This window comes from Pseudomonas sp. 9Ag (genome assembly GCF_902506445.1).
Classification (GTDB): Bacteria; Pseudomonadota; Gammaproteobacteria; order Pseudomonadales; family Pseudomonadaceae; genus Stutzerimonas; species Stutzerimonas stutzeri_AB.
This window is the reverse complement of sequence record NZ_LR733836.1, coordinates 3,641,061-3,659,545: the sequence shown is the minus strand read 5'-3', so window position 1 is coordinate 3,659,545 and position 18,485 is coordinate 3,641,061. Positions and strand designations below refer to the sequence as shown.

Annotated in this window: 17 protein-coding genes; 9 read left to right on the top strand and 8 right to left on the bottom strand. The window is 63.1% G+C overall.

What is annotated here, in order from left to right; translation table 11 throughout:
- Complete coding sequence (locus ALTERO38_RS16605; protein ID WP_159969049.1) at positions 1-717, top strand: lipopolysaccharide kinase InaA family protein; 717 nt, start codon at positions 1-3, stop codon at positions 715-717.
- Positions 710-1,132 carry a diacylglycerol kinase gene (locus ALTERO38_RS16600; protein WP_159969048.1) on the top strand — a complete coding sequence of 141 codons (423 nt, stop codon included), beginning with the start codon at positions 710-712 and terminating at the stop codon, positions 1,130-1,132. Before ALTERO38_RS16605 ends, ALTERO38_RS16600 begins: the two co-directional genes overlap by 8 nt.
- Before the next feature lie 22 nt (positions 1,133-1,154).
- Here the strand turns inward: ALTERO38_RS16600 and trmA are convergent, their stop codons facing one another.
- Positions 1,155-2,243 (bottom strand): tRNA (uridine(54)-C5)-methyltransferase TrmA, encoded by a 1,089-nt coding sequence (gene trmA / locus ALTERO38_RS16595; protein ID WP_159969047.1) that lies wholly within the window; start codon positions 2,241-2,243, stop codon positions 1,155-1,157.
- Positions 2,244-2,532: 289 nt separating this feature from the next.
- A complete protein-coding gene (locus ALTERO38_RS16590; protein ID WP_045430412.1) occupies positions 2,533-3,828 on the bottom strand; it encodes an NCS2 family permease in 1,296 nt (431 codons plus the stop codon).
- Positions 3,829-4,170: 342 nt separating this feature from the next.
- Between ALTERO38_RS16590 and ALTERO38_RS16585 the strand changes: the two genes are divergently transcribed.
- The 4 genes from ALTERO38_RS16585 (at position 4,171) to ALTERO38_RS16570 (ending at position 8,715) form a co-directional block, all read left to right on the top strand.
- Positions 4,171-4,773, top strand: a complete 603-nt coding sequence (locus tag ALTERO38_RS16585) for an NTP transferase domain-containing protein (protein WP_159969046.1) — start codon at positions 4,171-4,173, stop codon at positions 4,771-4,773.
- Between the two features lie 224 nt (positions 4,774-4,997).
- Positions 4,998-5,531: a (2Fe-2S)-binding protein gene (locus tag ALTERO38_RS16580; protein ID WP_148926922.1), complete on the top strand. Its 534-nt coding sequence runs from the start codon at positions 4,998-5,000 to the stop codon at positions 5,529-5,531.
- Positions 5,528-6,514 (top strand): xanthine dehydrogenase family protein subunit M, encoded by a 987-nt coding sequence (locus ALTERO38_RS16575; RefSeq protein WP_159969045.1) that lies wholly within the window; start codon positions 5,528-5,530, stop codon positions 6,512-6,514. The genes ALTERO38_RS16580 and ALTERO38_RS16575 overlap by 4 nt, the downstream gene beginning before the upstream one ends.
- Positions 6,511-8,715, top strand: a complete 2,205-nt coding sequence (locus tag ALTERO38_RS16570) for a xanthine dehydrogenase family protein molybdopterin-binding subunit (RefSeq protein WP_148926920.1) — start codon at positions 6,511-6,513, stop codon at positions 8,713-8,715. Before ALTERO38_RS16575 ends, ALTERO38_RS16570 begins: the two co-directional genes overlap by 4 nt.
- A gap of 99 nt (positions 8,716-8,814) precedes the next feature.
- Here ALTERO38_RS16570 and ALTERO38_RS16565 read toward each other — a convergent pair whose 3' ends face one another.
- From ALTERO38_RS16565 to ALTERO38_RS16550, 4 genes are all read right to left on the bottom strand, one after another.
- A complete protein-coding gene (locus tag ALTERO38_RS16565) occupies positions 8,815-10,041 on the bottom strand; it encodes an MFS transporter (RefSeq protein ID WP_159969044.1) in 1,227 nt (408 codons plus the stop codon).
- Between the two features lie 268 nt (positions 10,042-10,309).
- Positions 10,310-10,714 (bottom strand): carboxymuconolactone decarboxylase family protein, encoded by a 405-nt coding sequence (locus ALTERO38_RS16560; RefSeq protein WP_159969043.1) that lies wholly within the window; start codon positions 10,712-10,714, stop codon positions 10,310-10,312.
- Positions 10,715-10,771: 57 nt separating this feature from the next.
- On the bottom strand, positions 10,772-11,149 hold the full coding sequence (locus ALTERO38_RS16555; protein WP_159969042.1) for a MerR family transcriptional regulator: 378 nt from the start codon (positions 11,147-11,149) through the stop codon (positions 10,772-10,774).
- Entirely contained in the window at positions 11,146-12,273 is a 1,128-nt protein-coding gene (locus ALTERO38_RS16550; protein WP_148926916.1) for a class I SAM-dependent methyltransferase, read from the bottom strand. The genes ALTERO38_RS16555 and ALTERO38_RS16550 overlap by 4 nt, the downstream gene beginning before the upstream one ends.
- A 220-nt stretch (positions 12,274-12,493) precedes the next feature.
- On the opposite strand from ALTERO38_RS16550, the gene ALTERO38_RS16545 reads away from it, so the two are divergent.
- Positions 12,494-13,270, top strand: a complete 777-nt coding sequence (locus ALTERO38_RS16545) for a ferredoxin--NADP reductase (RefSeq protein WP_148926915.1) — start codon at positions 12,494-12,496, stop codon at positions 13,268-13,270.
- 13 nt (positions 13,271-13,283) lie between these two features.
- Here the strand turns inward: ALTERO38_RS16545 and ALTERO38_RS16540 are convergent, their stop codons facing one another.
- Positions 13,284-14,204 (bottom strand): LysR family transcriptional regulator, encoded by a 921-nt coding sequence (locus ALTERO38_RS16540; RefSeq protein ID WP_159969041.1) that lies wholly within the window; start codon positions 14,202-14,204, stop codon positions 13,284-13,286.
- Between the two features lie 112 nt (positions 14,205-14,316).
- Here ALTERO38_RS16540 and betC point away from each other — a divergent pair, with 112 nt between their 5' ends.
- Both betC and choX read left to right on the top strand, forming a co-directional pair.
- Positions 14,317-15,822, top strand: a complete 1,506-nt coding sequence (betC, locus tag ALTERO38_RS16535; protein ID WP_148926913.1) for a choline-sulfatase — start codon at positions 14,317-14,319, stop codon at positions 15,820-15,822.
- A gap of 110 nt (positions 15,823-15,932) precedes the next feature.
- On the top strand, positions 15,933-16,820 hold the full coding sequence (choX, locus tag ALTERO38_RS16530) for a choline ABC transporter substrate-binding protein (RefSeq protein ID WP_256663951.1): 888 nt from the start codon (positions 15,933-15,935) through the stop codon (positions 16,818-16,820).
- Positions 16,821-17,109: 289 nt separating this feature from the next.
- On the opposite strand, the gene ALTERO38_RS16525 is transcribed toward choX, so the two are convergent.
- Entirely contained in the window at positions 17,110-18,081 is a 972-nt protein-coding gene (locus ALTERO38_RS16525; protein WP_128122069.1) for an IS110 family transposase, read from the bottom strand.
- Between the last annotated feature and the right edge of the window lie 404 nt (positions 18,082-18,485).

Sequence of the window (18,485 nt, the reverse complement as noted above, 5' to 3'; positions counted from 1 at the left end):
ATGAGCCGACCACTCGTATTGCCGGCTCGTGAAGCGAGCACCAGCACCTTTCAACGCTGGTGGAACACCCAGGGCGAATGGGTCGAGGAGCCCAACCAGCGCCGCGCGGGCGAAAGCGGTGTGCAACGGATACGGCTGCGCGATCCGCAGCAGCCGCTGCTGTACTGCAAACGCCAGATCGGCCATCTGTATCGCTCGTGGCTGCATCCGTTCGGCAGGCCAACGGTGCTGCGTGAACTGCAGGCGCTACAGGCCATCGGCCGACTCGGCGTGCGGGTACCCGAAGTTGTCTACTGCGGCACCCGGCAACAGGCCGGCCAGTGGCAGGCGCTGCTGGTGACGGCGGAACTGGAAGGCTTCATCAGCCTGGAAGACTGGTATCAACAGGGCCTGGGCGAACGCTTCGGTACGGCGGTACAGGAACGCATGCTGGCAGCGGTCGGCATTAGCCTCGGGTGCATCCATCAGGCGCATTGGCAGCATGGTTGCTGCTATCCCAAGCACATCTTCCTCAAGGTGCACGGCGAAGGTGACGCGGCCGGAGTCGAGGTTGCCCTGCTCGACCTGGAAAAGAGCCGTCGCCGGCTTCGTCTTAGCGCCGCGGCACGGCATGACCTGCGCCAGCTCAGACGTCATCGCCAGGCCATGCCTGAACTGGACTGGCAACGATTGCTGGCCGCCCACCGCACCTTCAGCGAGTTGCACTGCGATGTCTGAGCCGACTTGCGTGGTTACCGATGCCATAAGCGGCGTTGACGTGCCGGCCGACGGTGCGGCGCTGAAGGGGCGCAGCGGACTGGCGCGGATCTGGTACGCCTCCGGCTATTCGGCGGCAGGTCTCAAGGCCGCTTATATGGGCGAAGCGGCATTCCGCCAGCTGGTGCTGCTGAATCTGCTGCTGATTCCCTTGGCGTTTCTGTTCGATGTCAGCCGCGTCGAACGTGCGCTGCTGATCGCCGTTGTATTTCTCGGCCTTATCGTCGAACTGCTCAACTCGGCCATCGAGGCGACGGTCGATCGCATCTCCCTCGAACTGCACCCGCTTTCCAAACAGGCCAAGGACATGGGCAGCGCCGCGCAACTGCTGGCGCTGCTGCTCATTCTGCTGGTGTGGCTGACGATTTTGCTCTGAGCCGGCCGCTATGTCGCTTCGATCAGCGACGCACCAACAACACCCCCGATTCCATGTGGTGGGTGTAGGGGAACTGGTCGAACAGGGCGCAGCGCTCGATGCGGTGGGTGTCGTGCAACTGGGCGATGTTCGCCGCGAGGGTCTCGGGGTTGCAGGAGATGTAGAGGATGCGCTCGAAGCGGCGCGTGAGCTCGCAGGTGTCCGGGTCCATGCCGGCGCGGGGCGGATCGACGAAAACGCTGCCGAAGCTATAGCTCTTGAGGTCGATCCCGGCCAGGCGGCGGAACGGGCGCACCTCGTTCAGTGCCTGGGTCAGCTCTTCGGCGGACAGGCGTACCAGGCTGACATTGTCGATGCCGTTGTCGTCGAGGTTGGCCAGCGCGGCATTGACCGAGGATTTGCTGATCTCGGTGGCCAGCACCTTGGGCACACGGGTTGCCAACGGCAGGGTGAAATTGCCGTTTCCGCAATAGAGTTCGAGTAGGTCGTCGCTGCGCTCGCCGAGGACGTCGTAAGCCCAGTTCAGCATCTTCTGGCATACGTCGCCGTTGGGCTGGGTGAAGGCACCTTCGGGTTGGCGGTAGTTGAAGGTCCGCCCCGCAACGGTCAGTTGCTCGGTGACGTAGTCGCGGCCGATGACGATGCGCTTGCCCTTGGAGCGACCGACGATACTCACGCCAAGCTTCTCAGCGAGCTGTTCAGCTTCGGTCTGCCATGCGTCGTTAAGCGGGCGGTGATAGGCAAGAGTGATCAGCGCATCGCCGGACAGCGTGGTCAGAAACTCGACCTGGAACAGCTTGAAGCTCAGCGTTTCACTGGCTTGCCAGGCGGCCTTGAGCTGCGGCATCAGCTCATTGATGCGGCGACTGGCGATAGGGAAGCTGTCGATCAGGATCGGCGTGTGCTTGTCGCCCTGCTCGAACATCGCGTAGTGGCGCTGGCCGTCTTCGCGCCACAGGCGGAACTCGGTGCGCAGGCGATAGTGTTCACGCGGTGAGTCGAACACGTCCGGCGCGGGTGCGTCGAAGGGCGTCAGCAGTTCTACCAGCCGCGCGGCTTTCTCGGCGAGTTGGGCGTCGTAAGTGGCGGGATCGAACTGCGGAGCGCTCATGGGGACCCTTGGAATAGTAGGTGAATCGTAGGGTGGATCGGGGCGCGCAGCTGGCGCTTCATCCATCCACCGTCTCCGCATGAAAGGTGGATGAAAAAAGCGTCATCCACCCTACGCAACCGGAGGGCGCGGATTGTACGGTCGTCAGCTCAGGTTGTCAGGACCGCTCGGGTCCTGCTCGGGGCGGCTTTGGTGGGCTGAGGCGGAAAGCCGTCCGGCCCACCCTAAGGTCGTCCCGAACGCAGGCACCGGCCGGACGGGGTTCCGCTCCAACGGCAGGACGCGGCTGTCAGCCGGCGAACCAGCCCAGCTTGATCACGAACAGGATCGACAGGATCCACATCGCCGGGCTCAGGTCGCGCCAGCGGCCGGCCAGCAGTTTGATCGCGGTCCAGGCGATAAAGCCGAAGGCGATGCCGTTGGCGATGGAGAAGGTCAGCGGCATGGCCAGGGCGGCGATGGCCACCGGCGCGGCGACGGTGAGGTCTTCCCAGTCGATGTTGACCAGGCTGCTCATCATCAACACAGCAACAAACAACAGGGCCGGTGCTGTGGCGTAAGCCGGCACGGCGCCGGCCAGCGGGGCGAAGAACAGGCTGAGCAGGAACAGCAGGGCGACCACGCACGCGGTCAGGCCGGTGCGGCCACCGGCGCTGATGCCAGCTGCGGATTCGATGTAGCTGGTGGTGGTCGAGGTGCCCAGGGCTGCGCCGGCCATGGTCGCGGTGCTGTCAGCCAAGAGCGCGCGGCCCAGGCGAGGCATGCGACCGTCCTTGTCCAGCAGATTGGCCTTCTGCGCCACGCCAATGAGGGTGCCGGAGGTGTCGAACAGGTCGACGAACAGGAAGGCAAAGATCACGCTGATCAGGCCGATGTCCAGCGCGCCCATGATGTCCAGTTGCATGAAGGTCGGCACCAGCGAAGGCGGCATCGACACGACGCCGTTGAGCTCGGAGAGGCCGAGGACGATCGACAGCACGGTGACCACCAGGATGCCAATCATCACCGCGCCGGTGACCTTGCGGTAAGCCAGGGCGGCAATCAGGAAGAAGCCCAGGCAGGCCAGCAGCGGGCCGCCGGCAGTCAGGTCACCCAGGCCGACCAGCGTGGCCGGATTGTCGACGACGATGCCAGCGTTCTTCAGCGCGATGATCGCAAGGAACAGGCCGATACCTGCCGCGATGCCCGAACGCAGCGCCAGCGGAATGCTGTGGATGATCCACTCGCGGATCTTGAAGATCGACAGCAGAAAGAAGATCGCACCGGACAGGAACACCGCACCCAGCGCGGTCTGCCAGGTGTAGCCCATGGTCAACACCACGGTGTAGGTAAAGAAGGCGTTCAGGCCCATGCCCGGCGCCAGCGCAATCGGGTAGTTGGCGACCAAACCCATGATCGCCGAGCCGATGGCCGCGGCCAGGCAGGTGGCGACGAATACCGCGCCGTGATCCATGCCGGTTTCGGCGAGGATGCTCGGGTTGACGAAGAGGATGTAAGCCATCGTCAGGAAGGTGGTGAGACCGGCGAGGATCTCGGTGCGCAGCGTGGTGTTGTGCGCCTTGAGTTGGAACAGCTTCTCCAGCATTTTGATTCCTCTTCTTGCCGGTCGATGATGCGTTGGGGTTGTCTCTCTGGACGACTTGCTCGTTACAGCAAAGCTTATCCGGGCGATGCCCGCAAAAGCGGCGCATCTTACACCGTCGTTCCGGCCGGTTGAATGTGATTAGAGTGACCCGTCAGTTCTGCTTCGTTGGGCTCTGCCACCTCTGAGGCTGGCGCCTGTCCAAAGAGCCATCGGGTGCATCACGCACCTGTGTCTGCACTGCGGTTTTCGAGGGTGAGATGTTCAAAAGATGCAGCCAAGAGTTCGGGCAGCCAGGTAGTCGAGGCCATGGCTGGGGCGGGTCCTCTGCAAAGGAGCCTGTCTATGCCTGAGCCAATCATGGGGCTGTGCACGCTGGTGTTGGCAGCCGGGCAGGGCAGCCGCTACCGCGAGCTTGTCGATCAAGACAAGCTGCTCGCGCCCAGCCGTGATACGCCTGCTGCACCCGGCGTGCTGGCCTCGACGCTCGAGTCGCTGGCAGGGGTCACGGAGCGACTGGTGGTAGTCACCCGCGAGGATAATCTTGCGCTGCGCGCGTGGCTTGATCAGCGGGCCGGATCGTTCGGTGCCGAGGTCTTTACGGTGCGCAGCAACGGCCTGGGCCACAGCCTGGCGCAGGCCATTGCGCAGTATCCGGCCGAGCAGGGCTGGCTGGTAGCGCTTGGCGACATGCCTTATATCCGCCGCGAAACCATCCGTGGCATTGCCGCTGAAATCCGCCAGGAGCGGCTGGTGGTGCCGCGCCATGTTGGGCAGCTTGGTCATCCGCGAGGCATCGGCAGTTGCTACCGCTCGCAGGTGATGTCACTCGACGGCGACCGCGGTGCGCAGGTCTTGTTCGCTTCGGGCCCAGTCACCGAAATAGAGGTTGATGATGTGGGCGTGCTGCAGGACATCGACCGACCGGAGGATCGCCGAGACGCCTGAGGCCGGCGCGGTGCCGATCAGTGGTCGGTACCTCGCGGGCTGTGGTTGAAGGGCCCAAGACAAACCTGTCGGCCCCTTCCGGTTCCTTCCGGCCCATCAGCTGAACGTTTTTTCCGACGTGGCAGTCGTACCCCTAAGCGCACGGACAGCGCACCTAATGCCTGAAGTTTTCGGCGATCCTGCATAGAACAGGCAGCCGAAGACTCCCAAACTGTGAGGCTGCCATGAGCGAAACATCTACCGCTGCAGGTGGGATTTCCGCCTGTTCCATTACCCTCCAACTGAACGGCCAGCGCCGCGAAGTCGAGGTCTATCCCTGGACCACACTGCTTGATCTGCTGCGCGAACAACTGCACCTGACCGGCACGAAGAAGGGCTGTGACCACGGCCAGTGCGGTGCCTGTACCGTGCTGCTCAACGGCAAGCGCATCAACAGCTGCCTGACCCTGGCCGTGATGCATGACGGCGCCCAGCTGACCACCATCGAAGGGCTGGCTGAGGGCGAGGAGCTGCACCCGATGCAAGCCGCCTTCGTCAAACACGACGCCTTTCAGTGCGGCTATTGCACGCCCGGGCAGATCTGCTCGGCGGTGGGCATGGTGGCCGAAGGGCGGGTGCAATCGCGCGATGACCTGCGTGAGCAGATGAGCGGCAACGTCTGCCGCTGTGGCGCCTATCCGAACATTGTTGCGGCCATCGAGGATGCGACCGAGGAGACACGCGAGCGGCTTGCCGGTGCGAAGGAGGTGACGCCATGAATCCCTTCAGCTACACACGCCCAAGCAGCGTCGAAGAAGCCATCGGGCAGTTCCGGCCGGACAGCCGTTACATCGCCGGCGGCACCAACCTGCTCGACCTGATGAAGGAAAACGTCACCCGTCCGTCGCAGCTGATCGACATCACCCAGCTGCCACTGGCCGACATTGAAGAGACGCCCGAGGGCGGCCTGCGCATCGGTGCGCTGGTCAGCAATGCGGATCTGGCCTGGCATCCGCTGGTGGAAGCCCGCTATCCGCTGCTGTCACAGGCGATCCTGGCGGGTGCCTCGCCGCAGCTGCGCAACATGGCTACCACTGGCGGCAATCTGCTGCAGCGCACCCGTTGCTACTACTTTTACGATGCCACCACACCGTGCAACAAGCGTGAGCCCGGGACCGGCTGCTCGGCGCGCGATGGGCTCAATCGCATCCACGCGATTCTCGGCCACAGCGACGCCTGCATCGCCGTGCATCCTTCCGACATGTGCGTGGCGATGGCGGCACTGGAGGCGGTGGTGCATGTGCAAGGGCAGCGCGGCGAGCGGCGCATTCCCATGGCCGACTTTCACCGCTTGCCGGGCCATGCGCCCGAGCAGGACAACACCCTGGTCGATGGCGAGCTGATCACTGCGGTCGAGTTGCCGCCACAGGACTTCTCCGCGCACAGCAGCTACCTCAAGTTGCGTGATCGTGCCTCCTATGCGTTTGCCCTGGTTTCGGTCGCCGCTGCACTGGAGATGGACGGCGACAGCATTCGCAGTGCCCGCATCGCCATGGGCGGCGTGGCGCACAAGCCTTGGCGCAAGAAGGAAGCGGAGGCGGCGCTGGTAGGCAAAACGGCTGACAAGGCCGCGTTCAGCGCCGCTGCCGACATCCTGCTCGAGGGTGCCAGCGGTTTCGAACACAACGCCTTCAAGATCGAACTGGGCCACCGCGCCATCGTCCGCGCCCTGACCGACGCAGCCAAAGGAGCCGCCCAATGAAACCAGCCAATTCCCCGTTCGGGCAGCCACTCAACCGCGTCGATGGCCCGCTGAAAGTCACCGGCCAGGCGCATTACGCCGGTGAGTTCGATGTGCCCGGCCTGCTCTATGGCAGCGTGGTCAACAGCAGTATCGCGCGTGGTCGGATCGTCAGCATCGACGCCAGCGCGGCCGAAGCGGTGCCGGGCGTGGCGCTGGTCTTGACCCACCAGAACCGTCCGCCCATTGCGAGCTACGACGATCCTTACGAGGACGACGATGCCGCCGACGGCTCGCCGTTCCGACCGCTGTTCAACGACCGTATTCTCTACAGCGGCCAGCCGATCGCGCTGGTCGTGGCGGAAAATCTCGAGCTGGCCCGCTACGCCGGCAGCCTGGTGCGCGTCGAGTACGAGCGCGAGTCCCACCGCACCGACCTGCTCAGCGAACTGGAAACCATGCACAAGGCCCCGGCCGATCTGCCGGAGCCGCGCGGTGACGTGGACAGCGCCCTGGCCAGCGCGCAGTTCAAGGTGGACGTGCAGTACACCACGCCGGTCGAGCACCACAATCCGATGGAGCCGCATGCCTCCACCGTTCACTACTTTCCCGAAGGCAACCTGGAGATCTACGACAAGACCCAGGGCGTGCAGAACTGCATGCGCTATCTGGAAGGCGTGTTCGACATGGAGGGCAAGATCCGCATCCTCTCGCCGTTTGTTGGCGGTGCCTTCGGTTCCGGCTTGCGTCCTCAGTACCAGCTGACGCTGGCGGTGATGGCGGCGCTCAAGCTCAAGCGCTCGGTGCGCGTCACTCTCAAGCGCCAGCAGATGTTCACCTTTGGCTATCGTCCGCGCACCGTACAGCGGCTGTCGATCGGCGCAAACGCCAGCGGAGAACTGCAGGCCATTACCCATCAGGCGATCGGTCAGACCTCCAGCTTCGAGGATTTCACCGAGCATGAGGTCGAGTGGTCCGGGATGCTCTACAAGTGCCCGAACGCAAGGCTCGACTACCAGCTGGTGCCGCTGGACGTCTACACGCCGCTGGATATGCGAGCACCGGGCGCGACCATTGGCGTCTACGCCCTGGAAAGCGCCATGGATGAACTGGCCTACGCAGCGAGCATCGACCCGCTGCAGTTGCGCCTGACCAACTACTCCGAGCGCAATGCCAACGAAGACAAGCCTTATTCCAGCAAGGAGCTGCGCCAGTGCTACGAGCAGGGCGCCGAGCGCTTCGGCTGGTCACGCCGTTCCATGGCGCCGCGCTCCATGCGAGATGGCAACCAGCTGATCGGCTGGGGCATGGCCACCGGCGTCTGGGAGGCGATGCAGATGCCGGCCGCCGCCAAGGCGTGCCTGGAGCCCGACGGTCGGCTGGTGGTCAGCAGCGCCACCTCCGACATCGGTACCGGCACCTACACCGTCATGACCCAGATTGCCGCCGCGGCCATGGGCCTGCCGATGGAGCAGGTCGAGTTTCGCCTGGGTGATTCGAACCTGTCGCAGGCGCCGCTAGAGGGTGGCTCCTTCACGGTGTCTTCCGTTGGCACAGCCGTACAGCAGGCGTGTGAAGGGCTGCAGGCGAAATTGCTCGACGCAGCGCAGCAGGCGCCGGTATCGCCTTTTACCGGGGCCAAGCTCGAGGATGTCGAGTTCGTCGACGGTCAGATGCGCTTGAAGGCCTCGCCAGAACATTGGGTCGAGTTGGCGGAGATTATCGCCGCCAACGGCGTGATCGAGGCGGAAGTCAGCGCCAAGCCGGGCGAAAAACGCAGTGAATACTCGATCTCCACCCATTCGGCGATCTTCGTTGAGGTTCGCGTGGATGAATCATTGGGCACGGTGAAGGTGAGTCGCGTGGTCAGTGCAGTAGCGGCCGGGCGCGTGGTCAATCCGAAGACGGCGGGCAACCAGATCGCCGGCGGTGTGGTGTGGGGCATCGGCCAGGCACTTCATGAGGAAACCATGATCGACCACAACCTCGGTCGTTACATGAACCACAACCTGTCCGAGTACCACGTCCCGATCAATGCCGATATCAATGACATCGACGTGTTCTTCGTGGAAGAAAAAGACGACATCGTCAATGCGCTGGGCTCCAAGGGCGTCGGCGAAATCGGCATCGTCGGCGTGGCGGCGGCGGTGGGCAACGCCATCTACCATGCCACCGGCAAGCGGGTGAGGGACTTGCCGATTACCTTGGACAAGGTGTTGTAACCGGCCAGCCACGTGGAAAAGGCTGCGCCGTTTCCACCCTACGGTTGGCAGGCAACGGCTGTAGGGTGGAAGACCGCGAAGCGCCTTCCACCGAAACCGCTAATCCAGATCCCGATGTAGCTGGTCGCGGTTGGCCAGCGTCGGGAACAGCTTCATCCAGGTGCCGGTGATAATCAGCGTGCCGACGCCACCGAGCACTACTGCCGGCACCGTGCCGAACCAGTGTGCCGTCAGGCCGGACTCGAACTCACCGAGCTGGTTGGACGCGCCAATGAATAGCCCATTGACTGCACTCACCCGGCCGCGCATCGCGTCCGGCGTTTCCAGCTGCACGAACGCCCCGCGGATCACCATGCTGATCATGTCCGCCGCGCCGAGAACGGCGAGCACGCCCATCGAGAGCCAGAACGAGGTCGACAGGCCGAAGGCGATGGTGGCCAGGCCGAACACCCCGACAGCGGCGAACATGACTCGGCCGACGCGCTTGTTGATCGGGTAGCGCGCCAGCCATAAGGACATCAACAGCGCGCCTACCGCGGGTGCCGAGCGCAGCAGCCCGAGTCCCCAGGGGCCGGTGAGCAGGATGTCCTTGGCGAACACCGGCAACAGCGCAGTGGCGCCACCCAGCAGCACAGCGAACATGTCCAGCGAGATGGCGCCGAAGATATCCGGTCGGCTGCGGATGAAGCGCATCCCCGCGAGCAGATTGTCCATCGCCGGGCCAGTTTGCTTCGGTGGGGCCGGGCGTTTCGGCAGGCTCAGCATCAGGCTGCAGGCGAGGGCGAACAGCAGCGCGACCGGGCCATAGACCCACAGCGGACCGATGGCGAAGAGCAGGCCGCCCAGTGCCGGCGCGACGATGGTCGCCGTTTGCATCGCCGAGGATGAGGCGGCCACGGCAGCGGGAAACAGTTGAGCGGGCACCAGGCTGGGTAACAGCGCCTGGGTGGCGGGTCCTTCAAAAGCGCGCGCGCTGCCCAGCAGAAAGGCCAGCACGAAGATCATCTCGCGGGTGACTCCGAGCCCACCGGCACCGAGCACCAAGGCCAACGCAATCAGGCCCTGCAGGGCCTGACACAGTGCCGCGACACGGCGGCGGTCGAAGCGGTCGGCGACGTGTCCGGTCCAGAGGATGAACAGCAGGCGGGGAAAGAATTCAGCCAGCCCGACCAGCCCGAGGTCGAGCACGCTCCCGGTCAGCTCGTACATGTGCCAGCCAATGGCCACGGCCAGCATCTGGAAGCCGCTGGCGGTGAACACGCGAGCAAACCAGAACTTGATGAAGGGGCGTTGGTGGCGCAGCAGGAGTTTGGCGTGTATGGACATCAGGTCGAGGCGCAAGGTGGGCAGTGGCGCAGATTAGCATTCAGTCGCGGTGGCGCTTTGAGGGAATCTGCCTGTTGAAAGCCGCGCAGTGAGGACGAACGGGGTTTTGCTTTGGCCCGCCAGCTGTCGAGACAGGTTGCGCTGGTGGGCTGAAGCCCACCCTACTTGGAAGAATACGCGTCGACTTTCCGCCGTAGGGTGGGCTTTAGCCCACCGTAGACGAGTTTTGGTGTCCGTGGCGGACTGGGTTCACCAATGCGCATGCAATTCAGGCGTCGGGTTTCACCTCAGGTAACAGCCCGCGTTCGGTAAACACCGTCTTGGCCGTACTCATGCCATTAAGCGCGGCAGGGAAACCGGCATAAACCGCCATCTGGATGATCACCTCAACGACCTGCTCCGGCGTGCAGCCGACGTTCAGCGCGCCGTGGATGTGCACGGCCAGCTGTGGTTGGCAATGGCCGAGCGCGGTCAGTGCTGCGACCGTGGCGAGCTCACGCTGCGGCAGGTCGAGGCCGGGGCGTTGGTAGATATCGCCGAAGGGGAATTCAATGACGTAACGGGCCAGATCCGGAGCGATGGCTTGCAGGCTGTCGATGACCTTGCGGCCGGCTTCGCCGTCGATTTCTTCGAGTTTGGCCAGGCCTTCGGTATAGCGGATCGATGCAGGCATGAATCATTCCTCTCGGTTGGGTGAGAGGAAAGCCTGCGGGTTGGAGTCGACTCTAAGTCAAGCGGTCGTTTGCTGGCGATACAACTCGATCTTTTTATGCAGCGCATCAAGGTGCTCACGGTCGCGCTGGAGACGTTCCTGCAGCTTCGCGGCGTGGGCTTCGAGCAGTGTCTGACGCGCCTCAAGCGTGGAATCGCCAAGCTCGCGCAGATCGGCGTAGCGGATGATGTCGTCCAGCGCCATGTTCGTTTCTTTCAGACGCAAGATGAAACCGACCCATTCCAGATCGCGCGGGCCGTACACTCGAAAGCCGCTGGCATCCCGAGCAACCTGCCGCAGCAGGCCGATCTTTTCGTAGTAGCGCAGGGTGTGGGCGGACAGGCCGGTTCGAGCGGCAAACTGCTGCACGCTCATCCGAACCGGCGTGTCGCTCATGGTTTGATCGCCCGCAGGATCACGAATTTCGGCGTCGCCGCGACCTGCTCGACCTTGCCAAACAGCCGCTTGAGCTTGAGGTGATAACCGAGGTGGCGGTTGCCGACGATCCATAGCTCGCCGCCTTTGCACAGTGCCGTTTTGGCCTGGGTGAACATGCGCCAGGCGAGAAAGTCGCCGACGACCTGCTGCTGATGGAAAGGGGGATTGCACAGCACCAGATCCAGCGAATCCATCGGCTGCTCGGCCAACCCATCGCCGGCACGGATGTCGGCGGGGCGGTCGCCGTGGATGGCCAGCCAGTTTTCACTCGCCGACTGCACCGCCATGTAGCTCTCGTCCACCAGCGTCATCTGTGCTTGCGGGTTGCCCAGCGCGTAAACGATGCCGAGCACACCGTTGCCACAGCCCAGATCCGCGGCGCGCAGGTTGCCGAGCGCCTTGGGCAGATGCGGAAGAAAAGCCCGAGTGCCGATATCGAGGTCTTCGCGGCAGAACAGGTTGGCGTGGTTGAGCAGCTCGAGGGCTGGCTGATCGAGGCGGTAGCGGGTCGGGTAGGGCGAGTGCGGTACGGGCTTGTCTACGGGCGTTGCGGTCAGCAGACGCGCTTTCTTGACCGCCAGCGAGGCCTGCACCGGGCCGATGTATTTCTCCAGCAGGTCGCCGGCAGCGCGTGGCAGATGCTTGATCATCGCGGCGGCGTTCACCTGAGCACCCGGCGCCAGCTGGCCGTGCAGGCGGATCAGCTGTTCCTCCAGCAAGGCAAGGGTCTTCGGCACGCGAATCAACACGCGGTCGAATGGGCCCTGCGCCACTTCACTGGCCGGAACGAACGTCACGGCGTCGTCGGCCAGCGCGTTGCGCTGCAGGTTCTTTTCCAGCGCCAGGTGTGCCAGGTGCGAATCGCCGCTGCTGGTGACCTGTACATGCTGTGCCAGCGCACAGGCCAGGGCGCCGAAGCTGTCGTTGAGGATCAGTACCCGCGTTGTCGCGGCCAAGCCTTGCTCGTGCAGCTGCGCCAACAGGTATTCGTCAGCCGCATCGAACGCCTGCAAGGGTTCGTTGGGCTGTTCGGGCTGGCGGACCAGGTCGAGGCGGGCGTAGGGTGATTCGAGAATAGGCATAAGAACTGGCGGTGTTTATAGGCGTCGGAATGGAGTATCAAGGTCCCAGGCCGCGGAAAAACTAACTGCGTTGGCAATACTGCGTTAGAACCAGCCTCAGAATGCTCATTTAGAAAACTAAACTCCGCTTCTTCGGCTGTTTCTGCCTTGTCTTGCCTGCCTCGTCTACGTTTTCCACGACCTGGGTACGTGGTTCGCCCAAGTTCGGAAGGAGTGAAGTATGACCGTCAGCGAAGAGAAGTTCACCCGCCAGCGTCTGCTCGAGGTGCAGACGCTGACGCCCAATCTGTTCACCTTACGTACCACCCGCGACCCGGGGTTTCGCTTTAACGCCGGGCAGTTCGCGCGCCTGGGCGTCCGCAAGCCGAGCGGCAGCATTGTCTGGCGCGCCTACTCGATGGTTTCCGCGCCGCACGACGAGTTTCTCGATTTCTTCTCCATCGTGGTGCCGGACGGCGAATTCACCAGCGAGCTGAGCCGCCTCGAACCCGGCGACGAGTTGCTGGTGGACAAGCAGGCGTTCGGCTTTTTGACCCTCGACCGCTTCATCGACGGCCGCGACCTGTGGCTGCTGGGCACCGGTACCGGCATCGCGCCGTTTCTTTCGATCCTGCAGGACTTCGAAGTCTGGCAGCGGTTCGAGCGGATCATCCTGGTCTACAGCGCGCGCACGGCATCGGAACTGGCGTATCAACAGCTGATACGCGAGCTGCCGCAGCGCGACTATCTGGAAGGGCTCGGCTCGAAGCTGACCTACCTGCCGGTGGTGACCCGCGAGCAGGTGCCTGGCGCGCTACACGGCCGCGTCACCACGCTGATCGAGAGCGGCGAGCTGGAACGGGCCGCCGATCTGAAGCTGGAGCCGGAGCACTCGCGCATCATGCTCTGCGGCAACCCGCAGATGATCGAGGACACCCGCACCCTGCTCAAAACACGCGACCTCAACCTGAGCCTGACCCGGCGGCCGGGGCAGGTGGCGGTAGAGAATTACTGGTGACAGGCCCGCGGGATCAATTCTCGGGTCCGTCTTCGATCAGTTCGGCCTGTAGACAGGTCACGAAGCTGCCGATCAGGCGCTGGCGCCGCTTGCGCTCAGGCAGCACGACGTAATAGCCGAACTCGGTTCGCACGCTGGCGCTGCAGACGCGGCAAAGCAGCCCCTGCGCCAGGAGCTCATCGACCAGATGACGCCAGCCGATGGCGACGCCCTGGCCAGCAATCGCCGCCTGAATCAACAGGGTGTAATTGTCGAAGCGCAACATGCCCGAACCTGGGTTCCCGGTGATCCCGAGCGCGCGAAACAGGTTGTTCCAGTCGAGCCAGCGTGAGCGGCTTTCCGGTCGCAAATGCAGCAGCGGCAGCCGCGAAAGCGCCGTCGGCGCCAGAGGCGTGGTCTCATTATTCAGCAGCAGCGGGCTGCAGACGGGATAGACCTCCTCGTGAAACAGCAGATGCGCCTCGCCATGCCTGGAGCGGCCGTCGCCGAAGACGATGGCTACGTCGGTTTCCGAGGGCAGCACGCCCAGCCCACGCTCGCTGGTCACCAGGCTGACGTCCACCTCCGGATGCAACTGGTGAAAACGCTCCAGGCGCGGCATCAGCCAGTACGCGGCGAAGGCGAAATCGGTCGCGACCTGGAGCACCTCATGCTGCTGCTGCGCGGTGACCGCGGCAAGGCCAGCGTCCAGCGTGCCCAGACCCTGCTGTACATAGCTCAGCAGCAGCTCGCCGGCCTCGGTGAGGACGATGCCGCGATAGACGCGGTCGAACAGGCGAACCGCCAGCTGCTGTTCCAGACGCTTGATCTGCTGACTGATCGCCGGCTGTGTGCTGCCCAGCTCCAACGCGGCGGCGGTAAAGCTCTGCTGACGTGCAGCGGATTCGAATACCCGCAGCGTGTCCAGGGCGATGTGATCGAGACGGTTACGCATAAGCTCTGCTTATCCTAGTCATAGCGCGTGGCCGGGTTTACCGCAGAGTTTAAGGGTCCAGACTCTGTATGACGCAATTTCGCATAAAAACAAGGCATGGACCGTTCGCACTATGAAGCGCCCCAACATTCTGTTCATCATGGCCGACCAGATGGCCGCTCCGATCCTGCCGATGCATGACCCGGCGTCGCCGATCAAACTGCCGCATCTCTCGCAACTGGCCGCCAGCGGCGTGGTGTTCGATTCGGCCTATTGCAACAGCCCGCTCTGCGCGCCCTCGCGCTTCACCCTGGTCAGTGGCCAACTGCCCAGCAAGATCGGCGCTTACGACAATGCTGCCGATTTTCCTGCCGACGTGCCGACCTACGCACATTACTTGCGGCGGCTCGGTTATCGCACGGCGCTGTCCGGCAAGATGCACTTCTGCGGGCCTGACCAGCTGCATGGCTACGAGGAGCGGCTGACCAGCGACATCTATCCTGCCGACTATGGCTGGGCAGTGAACTGGGACGAGCCAGAGGTACGCCTGAGTTGGTACCACAACATGTCGTCGGTGCTCCAGGCCGGGCCCAGCGTGCGTACCAACCAGATGGATTTCGACGAAGAGGTGGTCTTCAAGGCGCAGCAGTACCTCTACGACTTCGTTCGCTCCGATAGCCATCAGCCTTTCTGCCTGACGGTCTCGATGACGCACCCTCACGATCCCTACACAATTCCAGAGGAGTACTGGAACCGCTACCGGGAAGAGGACATCCCGCTGCCGCGCCAGCACATCGCCCAGGACGAGCAGGACCCTCACTCGCAGCGCCTGCTCAAGGTCATTGATCTATGGGGCAAATCGCTGCCCGAACAGAAGATCAAGGACGCCCGCCGCGCTTACTTCGGCGCTTGCAGCTACATCGACGACAACGTTGGCAAGTTGCTGAAAACGCTTGAGGCGTGCGGCCTGGCCGAGGACACCATCGTGGTGTTCTCCGGTGACCATGGTGACCAGTTGGGCGAGCGTGGCCTCTGGTACAAGATGCACTGGTTCGAGATGGCCGCTCGCGTGCCGCTGATCATCCGTGCCCCGGGAATCGATCCGGCACGGATCGGCGCCTCGGTGTCGACCGCCGACCTGTTGCCGACCCTGGTTGAGCTGGCGGGCGGCACGCTGGAGGCCAACCTGCCGCTCGATGGTCGCTCACTGCTACCGCACCTGACCGGCCACGAGGGCCATGACGAGGTGATCGGCGAATACATGGCCGAAGGCACCCTCAGCCCGCTGATGATGATCCGGCGCGGCGCCTACAAATTCATCTATTCGGAGCAGGATCCCTGCCTGTTGTTCGATCTGTTCAACGACCCACAGGAGCGCGAGAACCTGATGAACTCCGCCGATCACCAGGCGCTCGTCGACGCCTTCCTGGCCGAGGCGCGGCAGCGCTGGAACATCCCGGCCATCCATGACCAGGTGCTCGCCAGCCAGCGCCGGCGGCGACTGGTCAGCGAAGCGCTGAGCCTGGGCAAACTGACCAGCTGGGATCACCAGCCCTGGGTCGATGCCGGCCAGCAATACATGCGTAACCACATCGACCTGGACGATCTCGAGCGTCAGGCTCGCTACCCTAGACCCTGACATACAGCGGCGTGGCTGCCCTCAGGCCGCGCGATACGGAACCCTTTCGAGCAGAGAGAAGGCAGAAGGACATGAGAAAAACGATAAGTGCAGTCATTGCCGGCAGCGTGATGTTGGCCGCCACGGGGCTTCAGGCGCAGGAAGACAAACAATGCGCCACCGTGCGTCTGGGTGATCCGGGCTGGAGTGACATCGCCGTCACCAATGGCATCGCCAGCCTGCTGCTCGAGGGCCTCGGTTACAAGCCGAAGGTCATGACCCTCGGCGTGCCGATCATCTTCGCCGGGCTGACCAAGGATCAGCTCGATGTCTTCCTGGGCAACTGGATGCCGGCGCAGCAGGACAACTACGACAAGTTCGTGGCCAGCGGTGAGATCGACGAGCACAGCGTCAACCTGACCGGTACCGAATACACCCTGGCGGTACCGACTTCGGTGTGGAGCGAGGGGGTAAAACGTTTCGAGGACCTGGACACGCACGCCGAGCTGTTCGACAAGACGATCTACGGGATCGCTGCCGGTGCGCCGGCGAATCTGTCGATCCAGAAGATGATTGATCAGGACGAGTTCGGGCTGGGCGACTGGCGGCTGGTTGAATCCAGCGAGCAGGCGATGCTGGTGCAGGTCGGCCGCGCGGTGAAGCGCGACAAGGGCGTGGTCTTTCTCGGCTGGACGCCGCACCCGATGAACGTGCAGTACGACATCAAGTACCTCAAGGGTGGCGAGGCCTATTTCGGCGAGAGCGGCACGGTCAATACGCTGGTGCGCAAGGGCTATGCCGCGCAGTGCCCGAATGTCGGCAAACTGCTGAGCAACCTCCAATTCACCCAGGAGATGGAGAACGCCATCATGGACGAGGTGCTGGCCAGAAACGCCAGCAACGACGCGGCGGTGAAGGCCTGGGTCAAGGCTCATCCCGAGGTGCTCGAAGGCTGGCTGCAAGGCGTCAAGACCCGAGAGGGTAAAGACGGATTGGCCGCAGTGAAAGCCTCGCTCTGAGGTGCGCTGCGTAAGGCGGGCAAGCGGGGCTCGGCATCTGATGTAACCGTCCCTGCACCTTCAGCTCCGTAGGGCGGATCACACATCATCGATCCACCGGGCGGTGGCGGAGGTGGATGAAAAGAGCGTCATCCACCCTACGTTATGAACGCTTGGTTTAACGATGCCTGATCCCTGAACGCGTGCGGGCACTCGGCATCCTCCTCCGAGCTCTCCATCAGCCTAGAAACACCGCGAAGCGTTTCATCCATAACGGGCACGAGCATTTTCGTAGATACCGTCTTCCCCATTACCGAGCAAGGGCCAGTTGAGGGTCGAAACGCTGGCCCGATTTAAGTACCCCATAGGCGATGTGCAGCAGCTTGCGCATCGCTGCACAGACGATTTGTTTTCCGGATTTTCCTTTTGCACTCAGACGCTCGCGTAGAGCACTAATGGCCGGGTTGTGTGTGAGCGAGCAGACCGCCGGCATGTAGAGTCCAGCCCTCAAGCGAGACGATCCTGTGCGGGATATGCGCGTCTGGCCCTTGTAGGAGCCAGACTCCTGAAGGCGGGGGTTCAGCCCGGCATAAGCGGTGATCGCGCGTGAGCTGGCGAAGCGTAGCGGATCGCCCAGCTCAGCCAGCAACAGGGCTGCGGAACGCTCGCCGATGCCATCAATGCTGGTCAGCAGGTCGCGTTTGTTGCGCAGGTCCGGGTCATCATCGATGTGGTCTCGGATCGCACGTAGCGTCTCTCCGATCTGCCGCTCGACATGGTGCAGCACTGAGTAGATTGAAGCCTGCACACTAGCGTCGGCCAGATCCAGGCGGTTGCGTTCCATTTGTTGGATCTCCTGCAGATCTTCCAGGCGCCGCACTAATGCTTTCAAGCGCCGGACGGCGGGAGGCTCAGGCTGCCAGGCCCGCAGATCACCCTGGTGCCGCTCGCCATACTCAGCGATGAGTTTGGCGTCGACTTTGTCGGTCTTTACGCGCTGGAGCTGGCTTCGAGCGTAATAGGCGACCTGTGCAGGATTGAGCACGCAGACCTGATAGCCTTTATCGTGAAACCAAGTCGCGAGCGCTTCATGGTAAGCGCCGGTCGCTTCCATCACGATCCAGGCTTGGGCATTGGCGTGCTTGAGCAGCCACTGCTGGAGCGCTTCGAAACCGGCCACCTCGTTTGGCAATTTGGCCTTGGTGCGGTACTTGCCATTGGGCTGCTGGGTGGCGATGTCGAACGTGCGTTTGGCGATATCGATGCCGATGACGCTGGGCATAAGTCCTCCTGCTGGTTCAGAAAGATCAACACTTCACTCAGCTCTACCTTGCTGATGCGAGCTCTCGCCGGAGGCGGGCTCTGGATACCGTTCGAGCTGTAAGAGTGAGTATGGAAGGCCGCAGCGCTATCTACGTCGCAGGCTCAAAGCCTAAGGGTGGATACGGCTTCCTGGCCTTCCCCCGATGATCAGTCGGGAACTATCACCCCAACATAGCGTGGTAGTCGAGATACAAGGGTGGATCACGCTTCACCGATCCACCGGGCGGAGGCAACGGTGGATGGAAAGAGCGTCATCCACCCTACGTCGAACGTTTGGTTGAGCGCAGCCTGATCGTGAACATACGCACCGGAACGTCCCAGGGTGGATCACGGGTCACCGATCCACCGAGCGGCGGCACTGGT

Excerpts from the sequence above, each read along its gene's own strand:
- ALTERO38_RS16605 (WP_159969049.1), top strand. The coding sequence starts at position 1 with ATGAGCCGACCACTCGTATTGCCGGCTCGTGAAGCGAGCACCAGCACC.
- ALTERO38_RS16600 (WP_159969048.1), top strand. The coding sequence starts at position 710 with ATGTCTGAGCCGACTTGCGTGGTTACCGATGCCATAAGCGGCGTTGAC.
- trmA (WP_159969047.1), bottom strand. The coding sequence starts at position 2,243 with ATGAGCGCTCCGCAGTTCGATCCCGCCACTTACGACGCCCAACTCGCC.
- ALTERO38_RS16590 (WP_045430412.1), bottom strand. The coding sequence starts at position 3,828 with ATGCTGGAGAAGCTGTTCCAACTCAAGGCGCACAACACCACGCTGCGC.
- ALTERO38_RS16585 (WP_159969046.1), top strand. The coding sequence starts at position 4,171 with ATGCCTGAGCCAATCATGGGGCTGTGCACGCTGGTGTTGGCAGCCGGG.
- ALTERO38_RS16580 (WP_148926922.1), top strand. The coding sequence starts at position 4,998 with ATGAGCGAAACATCTACCGCTGCAGGTGGGATTTCCGCCTGTTCCATT.
- ALTERO38_RS16575 (WP_159969045.1), top strand. The coding sequence starts at position 5,528 with ATGAATCCCTTCAGCTACACACGCCCAAGCAGCGTCGAAGAAGCCATC.
- ALTERO38_RS16570 (WP_148926920.1), top strand. The coding sequence starts at position 6,511 with ATGAAACCAGCCAATTCCCCGTTCGGGCAGCCACTCAACCGCGTCGAT.
- ALTERO38_RS16565 (WP_159969044.1), bottom strand. The coding sequence starts at position 10,041 with ATGTCCATACACGCCAAACTCCTGCTGCGCCACCAACGCCCCTTCATC.
- ALTERO38_RS16560 (WP_159969043.1), bottom strand. The coding sequence starts at position 10,714 with ATGCCTGCATCGATCCGCTATACCGAAGGCCTGGCCAAACTCGAAGAA.
- ALTERO38_RS16555 (WP_159969042.1), bottom strand. The coding sequence starts at position 11,149 with ATGAGCGACACGCCGGTTCGGATGAGCGTGCAGCAGTTTGCCGCTCGA.
- ALTERO38_RS16550 (WP_148926916.1), bottom strand. The coding sequence starts at position 12,273 with ATGCCTATTCTCGAATCACCCTACGCCCGCCTCGACCTGGTCCGCCAG.
- ALTERO38_RS16545 (WP_148926915.1), top strand. The coding sequence starts at position 12,494 with ATGACCGTCAGCGAAGAGAAGTTCACCCGCCAGCGTCTGCTCGAGGTG.
- ALTERO38_RS16540 (WP_159969041.1), bottom strand. The coding sequence starts at position 14,204 with ATGCGTAACCGTCTCGATCACATCGCCCTGGACACGCTGCGGGTATTC.
- betC (WP_148926913.1), top strand. The coding sequence starts at position 14,317 with ATGAAGCGCCCCAACATTCTGTTCATCATGGCCGACCAGATGGCCGCT.
- choX (WP_256663951.1), top strand. The coding sequence starts at position 15,933 with ATGTTGGCCGCCACGGGGCTTCAGGCGCAGGAAGACAAACAATGCGCC.
- ALTERO38_RS16525 (WP_128122069.1), bottom strand. The coding sequence starts at position 18,081 with ATGCCCAGCGTCATCGGCATCGATATCGCCAAACGCACGTTCGACATC.